This window comes from Faecalicatena contorta, assembly GCF_003149105.1.
GTDB classification, from domain to species: domain Bacteria; phylum Bacillota; class Clostridia; order Lachnospirales; family Lachnospiraceae; genus Muricomes; species Muricomes contortus_C.
Genome location: NZ_QGDS01000001.1, coordinates 286000 through 309959, shown reverse-complemented (window position 1 = coordinate 309959; position 23960 = coordinate 286000). Strand labels below are relative to the sequence as shown.

Annotated in this window: 19 protein-coding genes, 1 other RNA gene, 1 pseudogene, 1 riboswitch and 1 other annotated feature; of the genes and pseudogenes, 4 read left to right on the top strand and 17 right to left on the bottom strand. The window is 41.0% G+C overall.

What is annotated here, in order from left to right; translation table 11 throughout:
• Nucleotides 1-87: 87 nt before the first annotated feature.
• The 8 genes from A8805_RS01520 to A8805_RS01480 all read right to left on the bottom strand — a co-directional run bounded on the left by A8805_RS01520 (nt 88) and on the right by A8805_RS01480 (nt 10254).
• A complete protein-coding gene (locus A8805_RS01520; RefSeq protein WP_109708436.1) occupies nt 88-861 on the bottom strand; it encodes an ABC transporter ATP-binding protein in 774 nt (257 codons plus the stop codon).
• Complete coding sequence (locus A8805_RS01515; protein ID WP_109708435.1) at nt 854-1735, bottom strand: ABC transporter permease; 882 nt, start codon at nt 1733-1735, stop codon at nt 854-856. The genes A8805_RS01520 and A8805_RS01515 overlap by 8 nt, the downstream gene beginning before the upstream one ends.
• A 98-nt stretch (nt 1736-1833) precedes the next feature.
• Nucleotides 1834-2844: an ABC transporter substrate-binding protein gene (locus A8805_RS01510; protein WP_109708434.1), complete on the bottom strand. Its 1011-nt coding sequence runs from the start codon at nt 2842-2844 to the stop codon at nt 1834-1836.
• Between the two features lie 563 nt (nt 2845-3407).
• Nucleotides 3408-4691 carry a methyl-accepting chemotaxis protein gene (locus A8805_RS01500; protein WP_181392709.1) on the bottom strand — a complete coding sequence of 428 codons (1284 nt, stop codon included), beginning with the start codon at nt 4689-4691 and terminating at the stop codon, nt 3408-3410.
• A 152-nt stretch (nt 4692-4843) separates the two neighbouring features.
• Complete coding sequence (locus tag A8805_RS01495; RefSeq protein WP_109708432.1) at nt 4844-5590, bottom strand: amino acid ABC transporter ATP-binding protein; 747 nt, start codon at nt 5588-5590, stop codon at nt 4844-4846.
• Between the two features lie 12 nt (nt 5591-5602).
• Entirely contained in the window at nt 5603-7162 is a 1560-nt protein-coding gene (locus A8805_RS22805; protein WP_109708431.1) for an ABC transporter permease subunit, read from the bottom strand.
• Nucleotides 7163-7307: 145 nt separating this feature from the next.
• Nucleotides 7308-7482, bottom strand: a riboswitch (Lysine riboswitch).
• 156 nt (nt 7483-7638) lie between these two features.
• Nucleotides 7639-8715 carry a ribosome small subunit-dependent GTPase A gene (rsgA, locus tag A8805_RS01485; RefSeq protein ID WP_109708430.1) on the bottom strand — a complete coding sequence of 359 codons (1077 nt, stop codon included), beginning with the start codon at nt 8713-8715 and terminating at the stop codon, nt 7639-7641.
• A 420-nt stretch (nt 8716-9135) separates the two neighbouring features.
• The gene (locus tag A8805_RS01480) at nt 9136-10254 is read right to left on the bottom strand and encodes a glycosyl hydrolase family 18 protein (RefSeq protein WP_109708429.1); all 1119 of its coding nucleotides are present in this window, start codon (nt 10252-10254) and stop codon (nt 9136-9138) included.
• A gap of 193 nt (nt 10255-10447) precedes the next feature.
• Here A8805_RS01480 and A8805_RS01475 point away from each other — a divergent pair, with 193 nt between their 5' ends.
• From A8805_RS01475 to A8805_RS01465, 3 genes are read left to right on the top strand one after another with little or no spacing between them, the layout of a single operon-like run.
• Nucleotides 10448-10804, top strand: a complete 357-nt coding sequence (locus tag A8805_RS01475; protein WP_109708428.1) for a PadR family transcriptional regulator — start codon at nt 10448-10450, stop codon at nt 10802-10804.
• Nucleotides 10794-11459, top strand: coding sequence for a permease prefix domain 1-containing protein (locus tag A8805_RS01470; protein WP_109708427.1), 666 nt, complete (start codon nt 10794-10796; stop codon nt 11457-11459). Before A8805_RS01475 ends, A8805_RS01470 begins: the two co-directional genes overlap by 11 nt.
• A gap of 9 nt (nt 11460-11468) precedes the next feature.
• On the top strand, nt 11469-12410 hold the full coding sequence (locus A8805_RS01465) for a DUF4097 family beta strand repeat-containing protein (RefSeq protein ID WP_109708426.1): 942 nt from the start codon (nt 11469-11471) through the stop codon (nt 12408-12410).
• 130 nt (nt 12411-12540) lie between these two features.
• Here the strand turns inward: A8805_RS01465 and A8805_RS01460 are convergent, their stop codons facing one another.
• The 8 genes and pseudogenes from A8805_RS01460 to ssrS all read right to left on the bottom strand — a co-directional run bounded on the left by A8805_RS01460 (nt 12541) and on the right by ssrS (nt 20834).
• The gene (locus A8805_RS01460) at nt 12541-12891 is read right to left on the bottom strand and encodes a hypothetical protein (protein WP_109708425.1); all 351 of its coding nucleotides are present in this window, start codon (nt 12889-12891) and stop codon (nt 12541-12543) included.
• Nucleotides 12892-13018: 127 nt separating this feature from the next.
• Nucleotides 13019-13270: pseudogene (locus A8805_RS01455) on the bottom strand (metallophosphoesterase family protein); the annotation flags it as partial.
• Nucleotides 13271-13446: 176 nt separating this feature from the next.
• On the bottom strand, nt 13447-14157 hold the full coding sequence (locus A8805_RS01450; RefSeq protein ID WP_109708423.1) for an alpha/beta hydrolase: 711 nt from the start codon (nt 14155-14157) through the stop codon (nt 13447-13449).
• A 183-nt stretch (nt 14158-14340) separates the two neighbouring features.
• The gene (gene queA, locus A8805_RS01440) at nt 14341-15366 is read right to left on the bottom strand and encodes a tRNA preQ1(34) S-adenosylmethionine ribosyltransferase-isomerase QueA (protein ID WP_109708422.1); all 1026 of its coding nucleotides are present in this window, start codon (nt 15364-15366) and stop codon (nt 14341-14343) included.
• A gap of 123 nt (nt 15367-15489) precedes the next feature.
• Nucleotides 15490-17907: a phenylalanine--tRNA ligase subunit beta gene (pheT, locus tag A8805_RS01435; RefSeq protein ID WP_109708421.1), complete on the bottom strand. Its 2418-nt coding sequence runs from the start codon at nt 17905-17907 to the stop codon at nt 15490-15492.
• Between the two features lie 36 nt (nt 17908-17943).
• On the bottom strand, nt 17944-18963 hold the full coding sequence (gene pheS, locus A8805_RS01430) for a phenylalanine--tRNA ligase subunit alpha (protein WP_109708420.1): 1020 nt from the start codon (nt 18961-18963) through the stop codon (nt 17944-17946).
• 187 nt (nt 18964-19150) lie between these two features.
• Nucleotides 19151-19377: a binding site (T-box leader), on the bottom strand.
• A gap of 50 nt (nt 19378-19427) precedes the next feature.
• On the bottom strand, nt 19428-20270 hold the full coding sequence (locus tag A8805_RS01425) for a YihY/virulence factor BrkB family protein (RefSeq protein WP_109708419.1): 843 nt from the start codon (nt 20268-20270) through the stop codon (nt 19428-19430).
• Nucleotides 20271-20657: 387 nt separating this feature from the next.
• Nucleotides 20658-20834: non-coding RNA, 6S RNA (gene ssrS / locus A8805_RS01420), on the bottom strand.
• Nucleotides 20835-21020: 186 nt separating this feature from the next.
• Here ssrS and A8805_RS01415 point away from each other — a divergent pair.
• Nucleotides 21021-21803: an EFR1 family ferrodoxin gene (locus A8805_RS01415; protein WP_109708418.1), complete on the top strand. Its 783-nt coding sequence runs from the start codon at nt 21021-21023 to the stop codon at nt 21801-21803.
• A gap of 102 nt (nt 21804-21905) precedes the next feature.
• Here the strand turns inward: A8805_RS01415 and A8805_RS01410 are convergent, their stop codons facing one another.
• A complete protein-coding gene (locus tag A8805_RS01410; protein WP_109708417.1) occupies nt 21906-23597 on the bottom strand; it encodes a phosphoenolpyruvate carboxykinase (ATP) in 1692 nt (563 codons plus the stop codon).
• Nucleotides 23598-23960 lie beyond the last annotated feature (363 nt).

Here is a 23960-nt window from a genome sequence, read left to right as displayed (position 1 = left end):
GTGTGTCAGCCATATATATAATATTTTCCTGTTCATCTCACAGCTTTATTTTAAACGGAAGAACTATCCTCCAAATAAAGCATAAATTTAATTTCCACATTCAATGCTTATCTCATTGAATCTTCCAAGTATATCATCTACTTTCATCCCTTGCTTCTCAGTTCCGGCAGTATCCAGTATAATTTTGCCTTGATGCATCATCAAGAGTCTGTTTCCATATTCCACCGCATAACGCAGATTATGAGTCACCATTATAGTAGTCAGGTTCTTTTCCTTCACAATTCTGTCTGTCAGCTCCATAATCAGTTCTGCTGTTTTCGGGTCCAAAGCCGCTGTATGTTCATCCAGGATTAAGAAGTCTATTGGGGTCAGCGTGGACATTAAAAGTGCCATTGCCTGACGCTGTCCTCCGGACAGTGAGCCTACTTTCACATCCATTTTACTTTCCAGCCCCAGATTTAACCTGCTTAACAGCTCCTGGTAATACGCCCTGCGCCCTTTATTAACGCCCTTTCCCAGCCCATAAAACTTTCCTTTGTTATCTGCAAGGGACATGTTTTCCAAAATAGTCATAGACGGGCAGGTTCCCATCGCAGGATTCTGATATACCCTTCCGATTTTTCGGTTTCTTTTATATTCTTTCAACCTGGAAATATCTTCCCCATTCATTAATATCTGTCCATCTTCTACCGGAATACTTCCGCAGAGGATATTCAGCATGGAAGTTTTACCAGAGCCATTACTGCCCACAACAGACACAAAATCACCTTTATCTGCAGTCAGGTTAAAGTTTTCAAACAAGCACATTTCATTGACTGTCCCAGGATTATAATATTTTCGGATGTTTTTCAGTTCAAGCATTCTTCTTCACCTTCTTCTTTCTATCCATACCGATAACTAATATGATTAAAAACAGTACCGCCGTAATCAATTTCATGTCCTGTGGTTCAAAAAACTTTAACGCCGCCGCAACACAGGCTTTATAAATCACAGAGCCTATGAGAACTGCGGCAGTTGCATTGAAAAACCGGATGTTCTTAAACAGACTTGTTCCAATGATTACACTGGCAAGACCAATTACAATCGCTCCAGTTCCGCTTGAAATCTCAAACACTCTCTGTTCCTGGCAAAAAACACATCCTGCCAGTGCTACCAGGCCGTTTGCTATTGCAAGACCTAAAATTTTAATATTCCCCTGGTCTTTTGCAAGAGATGTCACAAGATTTGCATTATCCCCTACTGCACGAAGTAAAAGTCCTGATTTCGTCTTCAAATATAAATCAAGTACAATTTTACTAATTGCCGCAATCACAAGTACAATTATAAGTGCCTTATAAGAGGCAAGACTCCCTGAAAAAACTTTATTCACCAAATCATTATCAAAAATATTTTCATCTCCGAATATTGGCACGTTTGCAGTTCCGGCAAGACGTAAATTAATAGTCCACAAAGCCGTCATCATAATAATTCCTGAAAGTAAATCCCTTACTTTACATTTTACATGAATAAGCCCTGTACAAATTCCTGCCGCTGCCCCCGCTAAAAAGGAAACTGGTATTGTCAGATATGGATTCACGCCATTTGTAATCATAGTCGCTGTAACTGCAGCTCCAAGAGGGAAGCTGCCATCCACGGTCAAGTCCGGAAAATCCAGTATTTTATAGGTAATATATACTCCGAGAGCCAGTATCCCGTAAATCAGCCCCTGTTCTAAAATTGTTACAAAAATATCCATACATCTGCCTCCAGTTTCCTATGCTTATTGAACTACTAATATTCAATAAAGTATACTCCTTGAACTACTAATATTCAAGAAGCATACTTTTTCTATTTTTAAATACTGTCAAAACTTTCTACTGCACTATTTACGAATTCTTCATCTAAAGTAATTCCCAGATTTTTTGCCGCCTCTGTATTTATATACAGCCCTGGTTTGGAAATCGTTTCGTATTTCATTTCAGACGCCTTCTTTTCTCCTTTTAACACTTCCGCTGCCATTTTTCCTGTCTGCTTTCCAAGTTCAATGTAATCTATTCCCTGAGCAGCAACACATCCCAGTTTTACCTGTTCAATTTCACTTCCGAATACAGGAATCTTCTTCTCATTTGTCTTGTCAAGAATCGTTGCCAGTGAATTTACAACAGTATTATCTGTTAAATTTGTCAGACAATCCACTCCGCCCAGAATCTCATCTGTTGCCAGTGAAATATCTGCCGTCTGGGAAACACCTTTCTTTACAATCGTAAATCCATAGTCTTCTGCAAGCTTCTCATATGTTTCAATTGCAGAAACAGAATTCACCTCACTTGTAGTATAAAGAATTCCAATTTTCTTGGCATCAGGCAACACTTCACGGATCATTTCCAACTGCTCTCTAATAGGGAGCTGGTCACTTGTTCCTGTCACTTCTCCTGCAGGCATCCCCTCAGTATCTGCAAGCTTTGCCGCTTTAGGGTCTGTTACCGCTGTATAAATTACCGGGATATCTGTATTCATTGCAGAGTTATATGCTGCCTGGGCACTTGGTGTTGCAATTCCACAAATTAAATCCACTTTGTCAGATACAAATACATCACTAATCTGCTTTGCTGTTCCCTGATCTGCTGCTGCATTCTTCACTTCTACTTTCAGGTTTTTCCCCTCTTCCAAGCCTGCTTCTTTCAGTCCTTCAATAAAACCTTCTCTGCAGTTGTCCAAAGAACCATGCTCTGCAAACTGGGAAATGCCGACCGTATAGATCTTTTCCTCACTTGTTTCAGCAACCTTTGCATCTTTGCTTCCACATGCCATAAGGCTCACCGTCATTGCTGTTCCTAACACTACTGCCAATACTTTCTTTTTCATAATTTGATTCTCCTTTTCTCCCATTTCTATTTTTAATGTGCAGTTTCAAAAGCAAAGGAGCCGATTATGCAGATTCCTAAAAGGGAATCCCTCTGATACAAGAAAGAATCTTGCTTGCAAGATTCTCCGCCTGGGTTGGGTTGCGATAGCAACACCTTCTTTGCCAACCCAGTGCGATCCCCCGGAGGGTTTTTATGTAGTAGGAAACGTAGTTCTCTACTACATAAAAAACCGCCCCAAGCATATAGCTTGAGACGGTAATAAAATACAATTTTATTATCGCGGTACCACTCAAATTGACGAATTGTCCACTTTCTCACGTACTAACATACGCTCCTGATTGATAACGGGTTCGGTTCCCGACAGCGCCTACTCTTTTCATTTCAGGCCGCCCTCGAAAGTCCATTCAGAATTAAAATCCATGCAGCAATCCCACCATCTGCCGCTCTCTGTGATTTCTTTTAAAACCTACTTCTCTTTCTCATCGGTTTTGCTTTTGATGTATTCATTTTAATTTCCACAGCATCATTTGTCAAGTGTTTTTTTATGGGACAAAATCTTTTTTAATTAAAGTGCTGGCAAGATGTTTCCAACTTGAACGTCTGCACCATTTCCTTTAATGTTTCCGCCTGTTTGTACAACTGGGACGATGCAGCGGCACTCTCCCCTGACGCTGCTGAGTTTGCCTGTATCACACCAGATACCTGGGTGATTTCATCGTTTATCCGGTCTATGCTGGAAGTTTGCTCTGTGGATGCACTGGCAATTTTTTCTGCCAGTCCGACAACCTCGTCTATTCCTCCCACTATTTTGTTAAAAGCATCCGCGGTAGTCTTTGCGATTTTCGTTCCGTACTCCGTTCGCTGCATAGAGCTTGCTATCATCTCTGTAGTTTCCTTTACAGCTTCTGCTGAACGGGCTGCCAGGCTCCGGACCTCATCTGCCACAACTGCGAAACCTTTCCCGTACTGTCCTGCTCTCGCAGCCTCTATTGAGGCATTTAACGACAGTATATTTGTCTGGAAAGCAATGTCCTCAATAGTTTTTATTACTTTTGAAATATTCGATGCAGATATATCGATTTCATCCATGGCTTTGAGCATTTCTTCCATGTGTCTGTTTCCGTCAATTGCTCCGTCTTTGACATTATTTGCACATGTCCTGGCCATTGCCGCATTATCCGCGCTTAGTTCAATCCAGTCCTTTACCTCCATTACTGTTGAGGCAAGCTCCTGAAGGGAATCCGACTGACGGCATGCACCTTCCGAAAGGCGTGTACTTGCTTCTGATATCTGACCAGCTCCACTTACAACCTGACCGGACGTATCGCATATTTGAGACAGGATATGGTTGTTTTTCTCTACAATATTGCTTAAGGCAATACCCAGGACATCCTTTTCCGAGTTTATTTTCACATGGACAGTCAGGTCTCCGCTGGCTATCGTTTCGGCTGTCTGAGCCTGGTTCCTGATGTTTTCCACCATTGTCCTGAAGGATTGCATCAGTTCTCCCACTTCGTCCTTTGTGAGCACTCTGACATCTGCACTTGCATCCCCCACAGACAATTGCTGTGCAATATTGTTGAGTATTTTAAGCGGCCGTACAATACTTCCGTTTAAGACCTTGCATATGATTGAACTTGCAGCAACGGATACAAGGATTAACAACAGTATTACGGCCGAAAAAATTGCAAAAGATTTCGATGGAACACCTGCTGTTGAATATGATCTGTAAATGGCGAAAAGACTTACCAAAGAAATTAAAACCGTTATAATGTTTACTATGCCGAATCCTATTGCCAGTCTTTTACTAAGAGCAATTGAATTCTGTTTTCCCTGTTTTTCCATGTGAGCTGCACCCCTCGTTCTTGTTTTTATATTCTGCATGTATTGAACTATTAATGTTCAATACGGTATACTTCTTGAACTACTAATGTTCAAGAAGGTATAAGTTTATATCGGCAGATTTTGACATAATTTTAGTAAAATAAAGATTTTTTTTAATTATTATCGGAATTAAGAATCCGGTGCAGGAATTCCTTCGTACGTTTTTCTTTCGGATTGACAAATATATCTTCTGCCGTGCCTTCCTCTGCAATAACACCTTTATCCATGAAGATAACCCTGTCGGAAACATCTTTGGCAAAGGCCATTTCATGTGTGACAATGACCATTGTAAGTCCTGTATGTGCCAGATTTTTCATTGTCTTTAATACCTCACCTACCATTTCCGGGTCAAGCGCTGATGTTGGTTCGTCAAACAGCATTACATCCGGATTCATAGACAATGCGCGTCCAATTGCAACACGTTGTTTTTGCCCGCCGGAAAGCTGTGACGGCTTCGCATCAATAAACCTCTCCATGCCCACCTTTTTTAAATTTTCAAGGGCTGTCTGCTTTGCTTCTTCCCGCGGCTTTTTTAATACCGTAACCTGGCCTGTCATGCAGTTTTCTAAAACATTCATATTGTTAAAGAGATTAAACTGCTGAAATACCATTCCCAGGTGAGTACGGTATTTAGGTAAATTATAATTCGGCTCCAGTACATTCTCATTCTTATAATATATTTTTCCGCCATCCGGTTTCTCTAGTAAATTGATACACCGAAGCAGTGTTGATTTTCCCGAACCGGAAGAACCGATAATTGTCACCACCTCACCTTTATTGACGGTAAGATCAATATCCTTTAATACCACATTTTGACCAAAGCTCTTTTTTAAATGTTCTACCTTAATAATCTCTGACATTTCTACTCCTCCCTATTCTTCTTCTGCAAGCGGCGCATAAGCCTCCGGCCCGTCCAGTTTCTTCTCCACCAGGCGTAAAATCCTTGTTATACTAAAGGTCAGGACAAAATAAATAACGCAGATAATAAAATAGGTCTGGAAGAACATATAGTTTGCTCCGGCTGCGGATTTTCCTTGGAAGAATAGCTCAGTCACGGAGATGATACTCAATACTGAAGTGTCCTTAATATTAATGACAAATTCGTTGCCGGTTGCTGGCAAGATATTACGCAATACCTGGGGTACCACAACCTTGCGCATCGTTTGACCATGGGTCATTCCCAATGCCTGGGCTGCTTCAAACTGGCCTTTATCCACTGCAAAGATACCGCCGCGGACAATCTCTGACATATAAGCTCCGGTATTGATAGATACAATGAAAAGAGCCGCTGCCGTACGATTTAAATCGAAACCAAACAGTAGTGCCGTTCCATAATAAATAACAGCGGACTGAACAATCATTGGTGTACCTCTAAATACTTCTATGTATACATTTAAAAGCCATCCAAATAGTTTCTGAGATGCTCTTTTCCCCTTTTTTTCTGACATCGGTATGGTACGGTAAACACCAACTAAAAGACCTATTATGCCGCCTAAAATAGTTCCGGCCAGGGCTAAAAACATAGTCATTCCGGTTCCGCGCAAGAACAGCATTCCATTTTGCTTTAAGATTTTAAGGATTGGGCTGCCCGACTCCTCGTCAGATGCCGGCTGGTTTTTGATAGCCTCATCCATAATTTTTACTCGTTCATCTTTTGAAATTCCGGCTAAAATTTCATTAATAGCAGCTACGTCAGGATCTTCTTTCCGCATACCAATTGCAACCGCAGTATCCTCCGGGCTTGTCTGAAATCCGTCTGCCGCAGAAAACTCAATCATCTTCAGCTTCGGGTTTACGCTCTCGGCAGTAACCCCCTCCGGCCTTTCACTGACATAACCATCTATCGTCCCTGATTCCAAAGCCACCCGCATCGCTGCAAAATTATCCATTGCTTCCTGCATCTGTACACCTGGAATCTGATTAATGACTGTATAGTGAAAAGTATTAAGCTGAGCTGTGACTTTTGCACCCGAAAAATCAGTCAGGCTTTTTGCATCGGCATAATCACTGTCTGCTCTGATCACCATTACCAGATTAGACTCATAATACACATCTGTAAAATCAATCTGCTTCTTTCTTTCCTCGGTTGGGGACATACCGGCAATAATCGCATCAATTTTACCGGACTGCAGGGCCGGGGGTAAACCATCCCACTCCGTCTTTACAATCACAAGCTTGCGGTCCAGTTTCTCGGCAATTATCTTAGCAATTTCAACATCGTAACCGCCGGCATAGGATTTATCTCCCTGAATTGGCACAGACCCATTTTCATCCGTATTCTGTGTCCAGTTAAATGGAGCATACCCTGCTTCCATTCCTACACGAAATTCTTTTTGTTCTGTTTCCTCTGCTTGTACCTTCATTGTCAATCCTGGCATACTTACCAGTAATAACATCAGCACCAATGACAGAATTGATAGTTTCTTCTTCATCCTCTTCTCCTTCTCAATAAAACAAACCGTTTGTAATGGTAAGAAACACAGTCTCCTGCTGCATAGGAAAAGCACTTTCCTATTACATAAAAAAACGCCTTCTGGAAAACCAAAAAGCGCTTACTTCTTCTTACCCACCTCTTTTGTAAAACATAGCGCAACTTAGTTTTAAAAACTAAGACAGTCCATAAGCTCTTTACTTATGTCCCAACCAGACTGCAAAAGAGATGCCCTCTGATTTCGGCGATGTTTCCTAGTTCTGCTTCTACGTGTCTCTTCACTCCACAGGGTTAATAAACCTCGCAACCTCTACCTCAATACAATGAGGTGTCTCACATATTCTTTTTTCTACTTTAGATTCTATGATTTTACTGTTCCGTTGTCAATAGGTGATTTCATTTTACCAATTTTATCAAAATGCTCCTGCTTTCTCTAAAACTACCAGTTCACCCGAAACGGCCGTATCAGATTGCTTTTTATCTATTGTTCTTGTCTTTGATATGCTTCTTAAATTGTTTCAGTTCGCCCTTGCTTCCGAACATTCTATTAAGTTTCTCGTTCTCAAGCTGGCGGGCATTTAATCCGGCGTATGATACTTCCCGCTGCAATTTTTGATAGCTCTCAAAGCGTTTTTCGGACAGTGTGCCATTTTCGATTGCTTCTCTAATGGCGCAGCCCGGCTCTGATCTGTGAGAACAGTCGCCAAATTTGCACTGGGCAGCAATTTCTTCAATATCTTCAAAGGTTTTTGACAGGTTGCCTGTATAAATCTGCAACTCCCGCATACCGGGCGTGTCTATGACAATGCCTCCATTTGGCAATAGTAACAGTTGGCGGTGGGTTGTAGTATGTCTGCCCTTGGCATCATCTTCCCGTATCGCACTTGTTGCAAGCATATCCTGGCCCATAAGGCGGTTAATAAGCGTAGACTTGCCAACTCCTGATGAACCGACAAACGCAATTGTCTTTCCTTGGCCGATATAAGCGCTAATTGCTTCATATCCGTTCCCATTTTCAGAGGAACAGTGAATAACATCAACGCCCATGCTCACGGAAGCAATTTCATCCAGCTTTTGCGGCAAATCATCACACAAATCAGATTTTGTCAGTACGATAACCGGAGTAGCCATACTATCCCATGCGATCGTTAAATATCTTTCAATTCGTCGAATGTTAAAGTCTGCATTGAGCGACATACAAATGAAAATAGTATCAATATTGGCAGCAATCACCTGTCCGGTATTTTCTGTGCCGGAAGATTGCCGCGTCAAAACGCTTTTGCGGCGCAGAATATGATGGATAATTGCATTGCCACCCTTTCCATCCAGCCGGTCAATCATCACCCAGTCTCCAACGGCAGGAAAGGCAGTTTTGCTGTCTGCGTTATAAGCAAGTTTTCCTGAAACACTTGCATCTATTTCGCCACACTCGCTGATGGCTTTGTATAATTCACGGTGCTGTTCAGTAACTCTGGCAATAAACAGCCCGTCATACATGGTCGCTTCCTGTTCAAAGCGTTCTGTTAATCCATAGTTTTTCAAATTGATATTCATAGGTTCTAAATCCTTTCGTAAAGTCATAATACGTATCAAATAGCCTTACGACAACAAAAAAGCGCAGTTACCCACTGCGCTGCAAAACAAACGAAAAGGTGTGGCTAAACACTTCTCCGGTCATTTCATAAGGCATTTGAGTACACGAAAATAAGCAGGTCAAAATCCCGCTTTTGCGACACAAATAATTACCTTATCGAACGACCCTCATAAACACACCTCTTTCTTGCTAATGTATATAGATTAACACCGTATCGTTCAATTGTCAAATTGTGATTTTTGCTCCGCTTGTGATGTACCGTTAATCAGACACTTGCATAACTATAGCAACTACTCCGTATCCAAGCAAAAGACACAGGAAAATCTTCCCCCTGTGTCTTTGTATAATTCAACATCTTTGAACTACTTATTGATTACTAATTATATCTTATCCAGGAGCAGCCAGTTTGCCCGAAACGGCCGCATCAGATTCCAATATCCTACGCCAAAAAGATTATATTCCTTTGCAAGATTTATCTTTGCCGACATGCTGCGTACATCCTCAAACCATACTTCATGAGAGATTCCATCCCTCACATAGGTGAAAAATGGACTTTGAGCAACCTCAGAATATAGAATCTCCGCCCCATTTTCTGCCGCAATCTGAGGAGCCTCTACATTCCCTATCAGTCTTGCCTTTGTAATTCCCCTTTCAAAAGGCAGGGACCAGTCATAGCCATAATTTGGAATCCCCATAATAATTTTCTCCGCTGGAATTTGTGTCAGAGCATACTCTACCACCAGACGTACCATATTCAGGGGTGCCACTGCCATGGGCGGACTATAGGTGTATCCCCATTCATAAGTCATCAGGAAAACATGGTCTGCATTGGCACCCAGCAGCGCATAATCCATTCCTTCATATAATAAGCCGGGCTGGTCTGATGATGTCTTAGGAGCCAGTGCCACAGACACTTTATATCCGTTTGCATTCATAACCTCCCGCACTCTGCCCACAAATTCTGCATACCCTACGCGGTTTTCCGGTAAAATGTATTCAAAGTCAATATCCACTCCCGCATATCCTTTTTCCTGGACAGTTTCCAGTAAATTTGCAATCAGCGTATTCTGTATCTCTACGTTTTCAACAAGTACCTTTACGAGCTGGTTATTGAAAGTACCTTCCGCAAATGGTGTCAGCACAAGCATAGGTTCAATTCCATTCTCCCACGCTGTCTCAATCATCCATAATTCATCCTGATAGGGCGGAACAAGCTCACCTGTAAATGTGAACCCGTAAGAAAAAATCAACAGCTCATTCAATGCCGGAATGGACTGCTCTAAAATATATGGCTCAATAAAGGGATAGGCATATCCGGTAACATGCAGATTCCCTCTAATACTTCCTGATTCCTCCATACCAAGTATCAGAAGTGCCTGCCCCACTACCAGATTCTGCTGTCCGCTCAACTGGTTATCATAAGAAATCTTCCATTCAGGAACCTGCGTCTCCCCGGATATGGAATATAGTGTATCTCCGGGCTTTACTATATATATCACAAAAACACCCCCTATGTAACAACATATGAGAGTATTTTTCTTTTATGACACTTATTGAACTGCTGATATTCAAGAAGGCATACTTTTCAAATTACTAATGTTCATGAGGGTGTATATTGACATTATATATACCTTGACAGGCGATGTATAATATGTTTATATATACATATAAATGAAAGAAGGAGGTCTAATTATGTCAATTGCTTCAGACCTGATTCGCGGGCATACGGATACAATCATCCTGGCACATTTAACCAGGGAAGACAGTTACGGATATAAGATTAATAAAGAGATTCAAATGGACACCGATAACCAGTACGAACTAAAAGAAGCAACCCTTTACACAGCCTTTCGCAGGCTGGAGGGAGCCGGTTATATCTGCTCCTATTGGGGAGATGAAAACACAGGTGCAAGAAGACGCTACTATTCCATTACTGCAGAGGGCAGGCTGGCTTACAGGCAGTTAAAAAAAGAGTGGGAAGAAGCAAAATATCTAATTGACATCTTAATAAAGAGTAAAGAAGAAAGGGAGGAGCAAAATGGAAGATAAATTAAGGGCATATATGGATCATCTGTTCCGGGATGTAAAACCGACCAAGAAGTCTGTAGAATTAAAGGAGGAGATTTTGCAGAATCTGGTAGATAAATACCAGGATCTCCTGGGAGAAGGAAAATCACCAGAAGCCGCCTACAACATTGCTGTGGCAAGTATTGGTGACATGGAGGACCTGCTGGCCGGGTTAAAAAAAGAGGAATTAGGGGTTTCTCCGCTGGATAACGAGCAGATAGAACAAGGGAGAAAGAAATCTGCCATATTGATTTCCGTATCTGTCATGCTTTATATTATGAGTCTGCTTCCTCCAATCCTGCTTTCCGATACCTCTTACTCAGACAGATTGGCTCCGGCATTGATGTTTCTTATCATTGCTATCGCAACAGGGTTAATTATTTATAATTATTTAAGCCGGCCGCGCTATTATAAAAAAGATGATTCTATTGTTGAGGAATTCAAAGAATGGCAGGAGCAGACAGATTCCAGCCGCAGAGCCAGGAAGGCAATCAGCAGTGCACTGTGGTCTGTCGTTGTAGTTGTTTATATTCTTATTAGTTTCTGGACAATGAGCTGGCATATTACATGGGTTATCTTTTTGATCGGGGCTGCTATTGAAGGTATTATAAAAGCCATATTCGAATTGAAAAGGTAGGGAAGAAAAATGGATAAAAGACAATTCGCATTTATAAAAATTATTGCCTGGTCCGTTACAGCCGTCATACTGATTACGGTGCTTGTTCTGGGATTAACTGGTATATGGAACTGGACTTCTATCGGCTTTGGCGGCGGGTATTTTTACACAGATTCAGGAAAATATCAGACTGGCGGAGCGGAAATAGACGGTGAACAGATTAAGGATCTGGATATAAACTGGATGAGCGGCAATATTACAGTTGAAGTATATGATGGAGAAACCGTCCAATTTTTTGAGAAATCCCGCAAAGACCTGAAAGAAAGCGAGCAGCTGCGTTATTATAGCAAAGACGGGAAACTCATTATACAATACCGAAAAGCAAAAAGAGCGCTGCTTTCAATAGGAACAAATCTTAGAAAAGAATTGACTGTCAGAATCCCTGAAAAAACCGCAGAAACTATGGGATATATACGCATAGATACGATTTCTGCAGATGCCAAAGTAAAGGGAATTACTGCAGAACGGTTCAACCTGGATTCAACATCAGGTAACTTCTCATTATCCGAATGCAAGTCCTATACACTGTCCATGGACAGCACCAGTGGAAACATGACTGGAGAGTCATTATATGTAGATGACAAACTGGATGCAGACACAACCAGCGGAGATGTTGATGTAGAAGGGAGCTTCCAGCATATCGATTCAGACACCGTATCAGGAACCATTACGGTAATATCTCAAATATGCCCTCAGAAAGTACGGACAGATTCTGTCAGTGGGGATGTGATATTAACAATACCTGAAAATAGTGGATTTACTTACCGAAAAGATTCCGTCAGCGGATCACTCGAATGTGACTTTGATGTATCTCAGAAAGAAGATATGGGAATTCATAAGGACGGAAGCGCTTCATTTCACTTCGACTCCGTCAGCGGCGACATTGCTATCTTAAAATTGGGTAAAAACTAGAAACAAGTATAAAAACGCATAGAAGGCTCTCCGAATATGGAGAGCCTTCTATGCTGTTTCTGACAGCAGACGTAAATATAAAAACTTGTACATTTTTAATTGAGTGGCACTCTCCACCACTCGACTCATGTCAGATCCTTCCAAAATAGAAACTATCAATATCCTCTACCGTCATACGCATTAGAGGATTTCCTAGTATACGCCGGACATTTTGCACAACTGTGTTATATGCGCTCTGATATTCAGATTGATCCTTTACAAGATTTGGATTTCTGATACTTTCAATTTGAAATGTTACCTTCTCTCCGTTTTGGGTAATTTGACCAATAAAATACATCATAGATATTTCCCCGGTTATATCTATGCCAATTTCACGGTATACCTTATCAGCACTTATTTCCCAAATATCAGCAATAGTTTCTGCTGTATATTGCTGTGTAGTAAAACCTAAAAATAAAACCGAATAACGTTCTGTATTCATAAGTCACCACAAATATGTTTCTTAAAATAATATATGTCTTTTTGCACAAAACGGTTAAATCCCAGTTAAAATTAAAAATCTTTCTCAATAACTCTAAATAAAACAATTGTATCATCCTTTTGGAATGTCATAGGGGGATTATCACTTTTTCGTACTGGTAGTGCCCTGCATCCACAGTCATACGGCACATTGTAAGTTCTAAATCAAAACGCCGTTTACCGCAGCCGCCAGGATTGAGAAATAGTATTCCATTAATAATTTCTGCAGAGTATTTGTGGGAATGACCATAGACCACCACATCTATATTTGCTAAGTTTTTGGGGATATCTTTCTTGTTATGAATGATGAAGAATCTCACACCTTCAATTGTAACAGTATTGCAATCTGTTTCATGGGTTCCTCTTTCTTAATTTTGTTAGTAATCTTAGTGCTTATAAACATGAATATTTATGATATTCCATCATTATTATTCTTAAGGTCAGAATATATCCTACATGGTTATTCTTAAATGTAAACTCAGTGATTGGTTAATAAATTGGAAATTATTTTATAAGCCTACGTCAACAGCGAGTTCCTCATCCATTTCTCTACCGTTTCTAGTTGCTCGGGGGTATGGAACCAGTGTTCTCCGTTCTCCATAACAGTCAGCTCGCCGCCGAAATGTGAAATAAAAGTATCTACCACATGACGTTCAGTTAGGTTATCTTGCCCTGCATACAAGATTTTGGTTGGATGCCTCCAATTGGTAATCGGATGTTCTTGTACCCAAGTTAGATATTTCCATGATAGCGTCTGCCCAAAATCAGTTGGAATGATCTTGTCCCTTTGTAGCCGCTCTTTCGTTACTCCCGCCCATTGCATCATATTTTGAATGAGCAATTCCATATCCAAAATAGGCGAAACAAACAGAGCCTGCACAAGCGGCTTATCTGTAAAAGCTAACATTCCAAACCACGCACCGATACTGTTAGCACGCAATGCGATGTGCTTATATTTGAACTTCATATTGTCAAAAACCCAGCGCAGCTCAGGTACGACAGTCCAAGGAACAAAGTTATCACTGTCAGTACGCTCTCCATGACCGGGAAGATCAATCCCTAATACCTGCCAGCCAGCAGGACATGCGATTTCAGCAATCGCCGAAGCTTCTTCTTTATTTCCACCCTGTCCGTGCAGAAATAGGTACAGGTTATCCGATGGTTCACCGAACAGGATTGCCGGTATATTGCCGATTTTAAATTTTATATAACTTACCGTCTGTTTCATAATCTCCTCGTTAAATTCTTATTTATGCATTTAGGATAGAAGGGAACGGTACTGTAACTAAAATCACTTTCTGGAACGGAATCAGCCTCCCCTCATCCATGACGAAAAAAGCCTTGCATTGTGCAAGACTTATTTCCGCTTTTGCTTCTTGTTTTTGCCATTCTTATTTATAGTAAACCAGTACTAAAGTATCAGCATCGCATCCCCAAAACTAAAAAATCTATACTTCTCTTTTACTGCTTCTTCATAAGCATTTAATACATGTTCTTTGCCCGCCAGCGCCGAGACTAACATAATCAATGTCGATTCCGGCAGGTGGAAGTTTGTAATCAGGCAGTCCAGTATTTTAAATTCATACCCCGGATAGATAAAAATCTCCGTCCAGCCGCTGCACGCTTTGAGATGCCCATTCTCATCGGCTGCTGACTCAATAGTCCTGCAGCTTGTGGTTCCCACGCAGATTACACGTTTATGATTCTTTTTCGCAGAGTTAATTTTCTCTGCAGCCTCCTCATCAATGATATAAAATTCTGAATGCATATGATGAGCTGTCACATCCTCTACTTTTACAGGGCGAAACGTACCAAGTCCCACATGCAGGGTTACTCTGGCGATCTCTATCCCCTTCTCCCGGATTTTCTCCATCAATTCAGGAGTAAAATGAAGTCCCGCGGTGGGGGCTGCGGCTGAGCCTGCGTGAGAAGCATACACTGTATTGTATCTGTTCTTATCCTTCAATTGATGTGTAATATATGGCGGAAGAGGCATCTGCCCAAGCTGGTCCAGAATTTCTTCAAAAATCCCTTCATATTCAAAATGAATCAGGCGGTTCCCTTCTTCTACCACGTCCATCACTTCTCCAACCAGCAATCCGTCCCCAAAGCTGATTCTCGTACCTGGCTTTGCCTTTTTCCCAGGTTTAACAAGGGTTTCCCATACATCATTCTCTTTCCGTTTCAGAAGCAGCACCTCTATCTTCGCCCCTGTCCCCTCTTTGGAACCAATCAGTCTGGCAGGAATAACTTTTGTGTCATTAATGACAAGACAGTCCCCCGACTCAAGATATTCTGCAATATCCCGGAACGCATGATGTTCTATTTTCCCCGTTTTCTTATCCAGTACAAGAAGGCGGGAACCTGCCCTGTCCTCCAGTGGGTCCTGGGCAATCAGCTCCTGGGGCAGGTCATAATAAAAGTCACTTGTTTTCAATACAAAATCCGCCTTTCCAAAAATACTTAAGGAAGTTCTTTACGCTAAGCTCGATAATACCTCGCTAAGCTCAAAGAACGACCTACGTGCTAAGCTCGAAAACACCTCGCTAATCACTATCGGTCACTGTCTCAATTCTATTCCCATCTCTTCCAGAGCTTTCAGTATTTTTTTCATAGCTGATGTTATATCAGCCTCTTCTAAGGTTTTATCCTTTGCCCTGAATACGATAGAATACGCAATTGATTTGTAGCCCTCTTTAATTTGAGCGCCTTCATATAAATCAAATAAGACATAGCTTTCCAGATAGGAACCGCCCTTTTTCTCAATGACTTCCTCTATCTGTCCCGCAAGTATATTTTTCGGAACGACCATACTGATATCACGGTGAACGGCAGGATATTTTGCGATTCCCATGTACTTTCTGTCAAAAGTCGCGTATTCCAAAATGTCCGGCATATCAATCACTGCAATGTAGGCTCTTTCGCCAATTCCATAATTGTCAGCCACCTCCGGGTGTACCTCGCCTAAATATCCCACGTTCTTTCCTTTATACATGATATTTGCCTGACGTCCTGGATGCAGATACGGTATTCCTGCATCAGGGCTGTAGGATTCCTTATCTTTCATTCCGATTTTCTCAAAAAACTCTTCCACAACGCCTTTCATGCTAAAGAAATCTCCGTTTCCGTACATTCCCAGTGTAAACTGCATACGCTCCTCGGGAAGTTCCGTCAGCGGAATCGCCTTAGGCAGATAAATATTTCCCAGTTCATAAAGACGCACGTCTTTGTTCCGGCGATTGTAATTTGTAGCGAGAGAAGTCAGCATACCATTCAGAGAAGTGGTTCTCATGATACTGTAGTCTTCTCCCAGTGGGTTTATGATTTCCACAGCGTTCCGCAGCGGAGAATCTGAAGGAATCAAAAGTTTCTCAAATACCTTTGGACTTTCAAAGGAATAGTTCATACTCTGGCTGAATCCACAGAATTCTGCAATATCCTCAGCCGTTTTCTCAATCCGAAGCTTGAAGGAAATTTTTCCAGTGGTAGCTTCTCCTCTGGGAAGTGTAGTCGGTATATTATCATACCCGTAGAACCTTGCCACTTCCTCTGCCAAATCAGCAAGACGGAATAAATCATGACGAAATGTTGGTGCAATCACTTCTTTTGTCTGAGGGTCATACTCCAATCCAATTTTTTCAAAATATCCCAGCATTTCTTCTTCTGATATGTTTGTTCCCAGCATCTCATTTATTTTTGTCGCATCAAACGGCACTCTGACGGGTTCTTTCACCTTACCATACACATCAACGGTGCCCCCTATGACTTCCCCGGCCCCCATCTCTTCTATAAGCTGGCAGGCTCTGTCAATGGCAGCTTTTGCATTATTCGGATCAAGTCCCTTTTCAAATTTACCAGACGCATCTGTACGCAGACCCACTCTTTTGCTGGACTTACGGACGTTTACACCGTCAAAGCATGCAGCTTCAAATAACATTGTCTTCACATCATCTGTAATCATAGAGTTCTCACCGCCCATAATCCCGGCAAGACCAATGGCTTTTTCTCCGTCACAAATCATGAGTACTTCTTTATCTATCATTCTCTCCTGGCCATCCAGAGTAGTGAACTTCTCTCCATCCTGGGCGGTCCTCACTATAATCTGACGGCCTGCTATCATATCCAGGTCGTACGCATGCATAGGCTGCCCGTACTCTTCCATCACATAATTTGTAATATCTACCACATTATTAATCGGACGGATTCCTACAGATGCCAGTCTTCTCTGCATCCATTTGGGAGAAGGCCCGATTTTAATATTTTTCACTACTCTTGCACAGAAACGGGGACAAAGATCTGTATTTTCAACGGACACTTTTACATAATCGTTTACATCCTCTTCATTGCCTGTTTCTGTTACAGCAGGGGGAATAAATTCTTTACGGAAGGTCGCCGCCGCTTCTCTTGCAATTCCTATTACACTACAACAATCCACACGGTTGGAAGTCACTTCATATTCAAACACTACGTCATTCAATCCCAGGACTTCCACTGCACTTGCACCGATTTGTGCATCCTCAGGGAAAATATAAATTCCCTCATCAGGAGATTCCGGGTACATTTCCTTTGTGGAACCCAGTTCTTCGATAGAGCACATCATACCAAAGCTCTCCACACCACGCAGCTTTCCCTTCTTAATTTTAATTCCTCCTGGTGTTTTAGAACCGTCATGTCCGCCTGCCACACGTCCCCCATCCAATACAACGGGAACTTTATCACCCTCATGCACATTATTCGCTCCGGTTACAATCTGAACAGATTCCGTACCAACATTTACCTGACAGATAATCAGTTTATCTGCGTCGGGATGCCTTTCAATTTTATCAATCTGTCCAATGACAATCTTCTCCAGATCTGCATCCAGTACCTCATATCCTTCTACCTTGGTACCGGACAATGTCATTGCATCTGTATACTCCTGCGCTGTCACATTCAAATCCGGGACATACGCTTTAATCCATGATAATGAAGTATTCACTCTATTTTCCTCCTTTTTCTATATTCCGTTTTAGACTTAAAACTGTTTCAGAAAACGGATGTCGTTTTCATACAGAAGTCTCATATCGTCAATCTCATATTTCAATAATGCAATTCGCTCAAGTCCTACTCCAAATGCAAAGCCGGAATACTCCTCCGGGTCAATGCCGCACATTTCCAGAACATGTGGATGTACCATGCCGCAGCCAAGGATTTCAATCCAGCCTGAGCCCTTACAGAAACGGCATCCCTTTGCACCGCATTTGAAACAGCTTACGTCTACTTCCGCGCTTGGTTCTGTGAATGGGAAATGATGCGGTCTGAATTTGGTCTTTGTATCTGGACCGAACAGTTCCTTTGCAAACACTTCCAGCGTTCCTTTTAAATCAGCAAATGAAATATTTTTATCTATGACAAGTCCCTCAATCTGATGGAAAGACGGAGAATGTGTCGCATCCACCTCATCAGAGCGGAATACTCTTCCCGGAGCAATCATACGAATCGGAAGTTTTCCTTGTTCCATTACACGTGCCTGCACCGGTGATGTCTGGGTGCGCAAAACAATGTCCTTACTCACATAAAATGTATCCTGCTCATCTTTTGCCGGGTGATCGGCAGGAATATTCAGTTTCTCAAAATTATACAAATCATATTCCACTTCCGGACCTTCTACAACCTCATATCCCATACCGACGAAAATGCGCTCTACCTCTTCCAGTGCTATCGTGTTTGGATGTCTGTGTCCCACCATACTTTTTTTAGAAGGCAGCGTCACATCAATTACCTCTGCCTTTAACTTCTCTTCTCTAAGAAACTTTTCCATTTTCGTTCTGGACTCTTCCAAAACAGCTTCAATGGCTGTCCTTGTCTCATTTACCAGCTGTCCCACCTTAGGCCTGTCTTCTGGTGCCACATCCTTCATTCCCTTGAGGACTGCGGTTAATTCTCCTTTTTTGCCCAGGAACTTTACACGCACATCATTTAATTTCTCAGGTATATCAGATGCCTGGATTTGTGCAATCGCTTCTGCCTTAATTTGCTCCAATTTTTCTTTCATTCTCTTACTCCTTTCGTAAAGCGAACATTTCCTAATTATAGAATAAAGAGTCTGGCACGCCAGACTCTCGCGCCGAAGCGCGGTCGCTTTAGCGGCCATTTTCCTTATGTGCGCAGTGTGCATCCCCCAGAGGTTTTTATATAATAAGAAACGAAGTTTCTTATTATATAAAAAAACTCCATCCCAATAAAGGGACGAAGTTCTACATTCGCGGTACCACCCTAATTCCTATAATTATATTATAGGCTCTTAGTCTTGTGTAACGTACAACATACGGCATGCTCTACTTCTATTTCAAGCACGCAGCTACCGTGGGAATTTGGATTGCCATCTGAACTAAAGAAAACTTGCAGCCAGTGATTTTCTCTCTCTGATAGGAAATGGGGCTCTACTATGCACGGTTATCGCTTTTTACTTTTCCATTGTAACATAAGGTTTTTGAATGTCAAGGAAATTTCTTCTTTTTACCTTCTCTTCCCATAGCCTTCCAGTAATGCATTTAACTCCCCGCCAAGCAAAATAACATACATACAAACATACAGCCACAGCATAATCAGGATAATTGTAGTCAGACTCCCATACATACTGGAAAATCCAGTAAAAATATCCAAGTAGACGGAAAATACAAAGGATATCATCAGCCAGCCGCAGGAAGTAAATATAGCACCTGGAAGCTGCTGTTTCATGGTCGTTTTTGACATGTTTGTTCTGTTAGGTAAATATTTATATACCAGGTCCCAGAACAGTGTCAGTACAACCAGCGTTAAAAGTGTCCTGATCTTAATGACAAGATCCATGACCGTTGTCAAAAGCGGCACATGCCTATACACAATCAGGCTGATTCTATTTCCAAAGACAGAAAAGGTCAGTGAAAGTATAATCGCTAAAACAAAAATGACTGTATATATAGAAGCACGCATTCTCAGGTAAAGATAATTTCTAGTCTCTGTATTGTCATAAATGCAGTTCAGCCCCGATGTTACAGAAAGCACTCCCTTCCCTGCAGACCAAAGAGCTACAATAATGGTGATAGGGATAATAGTTCCCGACTGTGCATAAACCTGATTTATTATAGAAGCAATGGTTCCTTCCACCGTTTTGGGGAAAATCTGCATGACTGCTTCCATCACATCTGTTTTTGTGACCGGTGTAAACTGTACCATTGTTAAAAGCAGCAGAATGATAGGAATCAGGGATAACACAAAAAAATAGGCTGACTGGGCCGCATAAGCTCCAGTATGATGTGACCCCACGATATCTGCCACTCTACGAATTTTACCAACAACTTTTCTTACTCTTCCTTGCATCCTTCTCTCCCACTAGATTTCTTAATTTAAAATGTACCACAGTTTATCTGCTTTGAATTTAATATTATACCATTTTTATCTGTAGTATACTAGATATGATTTCCTTATCTTCGTAAAATAAACTTTTCAAATCATATCATAAAGGGTACATTTATTCAAGTATGCTCTTCAATAACCCGGAGCTTATCTCATCTCTTTTCAGGATATAGGAATAAAGAGCCTGGCTTGCCAGACTCTCGCACCGAAGCGCGGTCGCTCTAGCGGCCATTTTCCTTATGCGCGTAGTGTGGCATCCCCAGGAGGGTTCCTGTATAATAGGAAACACAGTTTCGTATTATACAAGAAGAAAAAGACATCTGCACACTGGCAGATGTCTTTATCTTTAGTAGTTTCCCCAAAATGCCGGTCCTGTATTTTGACTCCTAGCCAAAGCTAGGTGGGCAACCGCATCTGCTTTTTTGTCTTCCACTGCAACGGAGGCCTGACATATTACAGAAATATAGGAATCCCGTTTAAAGTATTGTAGGTTCAAAATAGCAGGGGTGTCGAACATTTCAGGTTTTTCTCTAAGTGTATTATAACCCATTTACATGAAATTTACAACTGGTATCGAATTCTATTTTTATTGCATTTCTTTCCATTTCCTTTCAGTTCATATTAAAATATATTTAACTATTTATGAAGTCTTTTATGAACTTAAAATTTGTGATATAGTTATTTTTATACCTATTGATAAAGGAGTCTTAAGATATGAAAATGAATGAGTTAAAACTTGTCTATTTCAGCCCGACGGGCACTACAAGAAAGGTCATCATGGAGGTTGCCAAAAGTATTGACCTTAAATCTGTCTCTTTCAATCTCACCGTCCACAAAGAAAAAAAGCCCTCTCTTCAGTTTAAAAAAGAGGATTTTGTACTTTTTGGAATTCCGGTGTACAGCGGCCGCGTTCCACGGACATTTTTAGAATATTTTGACCTTTTAAAAGGCGAAGATACTCCCGCAGCGTTAATTGCTACATACGGATGCCGTGAGTACGAAGATGCTCTTTTGGAGCTGCAGACAGAAGTTGAAAAACGGGGCTTTAAAGTCATTGGTGCAGCTGCATTTCCGACAGAACATTCTATAATCCGCTCTATTGGTTTTGGACGTCCAAACAAAGAGGACATGAAAGTAATTGCCGATTTTGGTATCCAGCTAAACCGCCGCATAAAGAAAGAGAATTCTTTTGAAGAATTTCATATTCAAGTGCCCGGAAATACGCCATATAGGAAATATGGTCATGTTTCTCTTCACCCAAGAACAAATAGAAACCTCTGTACAGAATGCGGGGCCTGTGTAAAAACCTGTCCATCCGGAGCTATTCCCGCGGAGAACCCTAAAAAGACAAATAAAAAGAGTTGTATTTCCTGCCTGAAATGTGTGCGTGTCTGTAAGCAAAAAGCAAGAACTGTTAACAGTTTAAAAATAAGCCTTACAAACAGAAGATTGCGTAAAGTTTGCCAAAACAACAAGACAGCCGATATATTTGTCTAAAAACATTTGGAGTAACTACTTTCCATAGACAGTGGATATAGGCCAGGATTAATGAAAAATAGAGTACAGGGTGTCCTGTACTCTATTTTTATATGCTCATTTTTAATTCAATTCGTCTACTACTTTCTGAATTGCTGCAAGCGCATCTTCCGGCAGTTTATCATATCCTTCTTTTACTGTAGCAAATTCTTTAATCTCATTTACACGGTCATTCATACGAGCCTTTAACTGAGATACATAATCTGCATCGTTCAGGTCCGGAACAAATCCTTCCCAATCCATAATCTCAATGTCAGAGAATGGTCCCCACTGATGGAATTCTGCTTTCTTCTCTACGATTGCTTCCAAAATTCCAAGTGTATCTTTAGGCTGAACTTTCTTACCCATGAAATCGCCTGTGTTAATAATGTAACAATCTACATTCTTCTCTTCAACCAGCTTCTTAAACTTGCTATAATCATCTACCAGCGGATATGTTCTGAATGGGTTTGCATATGGAACAACAACCAGTTTATTTGGATCTACTCCAGGAGCAAGTCTTTCCGCTGTAGTTCTCTTTGTAGCCAGTGTAGCTCCCATTACAGATGCAAGAGAAGCACCTTTTAATTTTACTACTGGTGGAATTGTAGGGTCTTTCATAATCCAGAAAATTGCATTTACAGGAGAATCAATCTTATCCACACGGTTTGGTGACCATAATTTAGATTTGATAGCACGTCCGTTACCATTTCTGATATCTTCTGTTACTAACTGAATCTTTCCATTTTCGTCACGTGTTGCAGCACAGTTCTGCGCTGTAAGCAGATATTTATTGTCTTCGCATCCTGTCGGATAATCCTGTGTCTTATCAAAATAAGTAGGCTCAATAGCAACGGAAGCACATGTATCTGTATTGATAATGAAAGCATCATCATGAAGAACTTTGATATCATATTTTCCATCATGTTTTGCATGTGTAATTGTAGACTTTCCTGATCCTGACAAACCATATACAGATGCAACATACTTGCTGCCGTCTGCTAAAGTATATTCTTTCTGTCCACCGTGGCAAGATGCATATCCATTACGGTTAGCAAGTGCCCATACCATGGTAAGTGTACCTTTCTTATGCTCACCAAAATATCTCATTCCAAGGATACATGCACAGTTTTCATTTGTGTTAAAATAGCACATTGTCTGAGGATCACTCAGGTTGCTGAAGTCCACATCAGGAGTCTGCAGTGGTTTCCACTGTGGATCGGAAAAGAGGTAAATATCCGGCTCTGTTCCATTTCCTACAGGAATAGACTCTTTATACATCTTTACATAATCATCGGACATATACTGGAAGTTCAACATCCATGAGTACATAATATTTTCTTCGCCTTCCGGAATCAAAAGGTGAACCTTTACCATGAACTCTGGATCAAGACCTGCATAAACTGTTGCATGATACATCTTTTTAAAACGGGATTTGTAAATCGCATCCATTGCTACTTTATCCAGCTTTTCACAATCTACACCCGGCTCGCCTGCAATACGGCGTGATCCTGCATAACGTCCTGTAATGGCACCATCGTTAAATAAAAGAACTTTTGCGTCTTCATCCAGACCAAACTCTTCGCCTCTATATACCGGCATATCTGTTACGACTGTTCCCGGAGAATTCTTTGCTAAATTATATGCCTCTTTCAATGTGTTTACCGGAACTACGTTATTTCCATAAAACGCTGTTTCAATAATAGACCTTGTCTTTGAAAAACCTGGCTTACCTTTTCCAATTTCACTGATTGGATAATACGCTTTTGTTGACATTTATTAATTTCCTCCTTCAAATCGAAATTTGTTTCATTATGCCATAATTGAACTGGAAAGTCAACCCTTTTTTGAAGGTCGAATCTGTGCTTATTTCATTTATTAGCCATTTTGTTAGGAATACCTGCCAAATAATTATGCAAAATGCAAGTAGACTTCATTCTACTTGCATTTTTATGACAAATATTAATCTATTTCTTGATGTTTTATCCTTTTTATGTACTCTTTTTGCAATTTCTATGTTAAATATTTCACTATTTAATATTATAGGTTATTTCAACTCAGCAATAAGCTGATTTTATTTTATTATTTTTCATTTTGGCAGACGGGCGAATAAATTTTCAACGATATATGCACGCAAAA

Coding starts and splice junctions, on each gene's coding strand:
- rsgA (WP_109708430.1), bottom strand. CDS start 8,715: ATGAATATCAATTTGAAAAACTATGGATTAACAGAACGCTTTGAACAG.
- A8805_RS01465 (WP_109708426.1), top strand. CDS start 11,469: ATGGATAAAAGACAATTCGCATTTATAAAAATTATTGCCTGGTCCGTT.
- pheS (WP_109708420.1), bottom strand. CDS start 18,963: ATGAAAGAAAAATTGGAGCAAATTAAGGCAGAAGCGATTGCACAAATC.
- A8805_RS01515 (WP_109708435.1), bottom strand. CDS start 1,735: ATGGATATTTTTGTAACAATTTTAGAACAGGGGCTGATTTACGGGATA.
- A8805_RS01410 (WP_109708417.1), bottom strand. CDS start 23,597: ATGTCAACAAAAGCGTATTATCCAATCAGTGAAATTGGAAAAGGTAAG.
- A8805_RS22805 (WP_109708431.1), bottom strand. CDS start 7,162: ATGAAGAAGAAACTATCAATTCTGTCATTGGTGCTGATGTTATTACTG.
- A8805_RS01520 (WP_109708436.1), bottom strand. CDS start 861: ATGCTTGAACTGAAAAACATCCGAAAATATTATAATCCTGGGACAGTC.
- A8805_RS01415 (WP_109708418.1), top strand. CDS start 21,021: ATGAAAATGAATGAGTTAAAACTTGTCTATTTCAGCCCGACGGGCACT.
- A8805_RS01460 (WP_109708425.1), bottom strand. CDS start 12,891: ATGAATACAGAACGTTATTCGGTTTTATTTTTAGGTTTTACTACACAG.
- A8805_RS01500 (WP_181392709.1), bottom strand. CDS start 4,691: ATGGAAAAACAGGGAAAACAGAATTCAATTGCTCTTAGTAAAAGACTG.
- A8805_RS01475 (WP_109708428.1), top strand. CDS start 10,448: ATGTCAATTGCTTCAGACCTGATTCGCGGGCATACGGATACAATCATC.
- A8805_RS01510 (WP_109708434.1), bottom strand. CDS start 2,844: ATGAAAAAGAAAGTATTGGCAGTAGTGTTAGGAACAGCAATGACGGTG.
- A8805_RS01495 (WP_109708432.1), bottom strand. CDS start 5,590: ATGTCAGAGATTATTAAGGTAGAACATTTAAAAAAGAGCTTTGGTCAA.
- A8805_RS01425 (WP_109708419.1), bottom strand. CDS start 20,270: ATGCAAGGAAGAGTAAGAAAAGTTGTTGGTAAAATTCGTAGAGTGGCA.
- A8805_RS01470 (WP_109708427.1), top strand. CDS start 10,794: ATGGAAGATAAATTAAGGGCATATATGGATCATCTGTTCCGGGATGTA.
- A8805_RS01450 (WP_109708423.1), bottom strand. CDS start 14,157: ATGAAACAGACGGTAAGTTATATAAAATTTAAAATCGGCAATATACCG.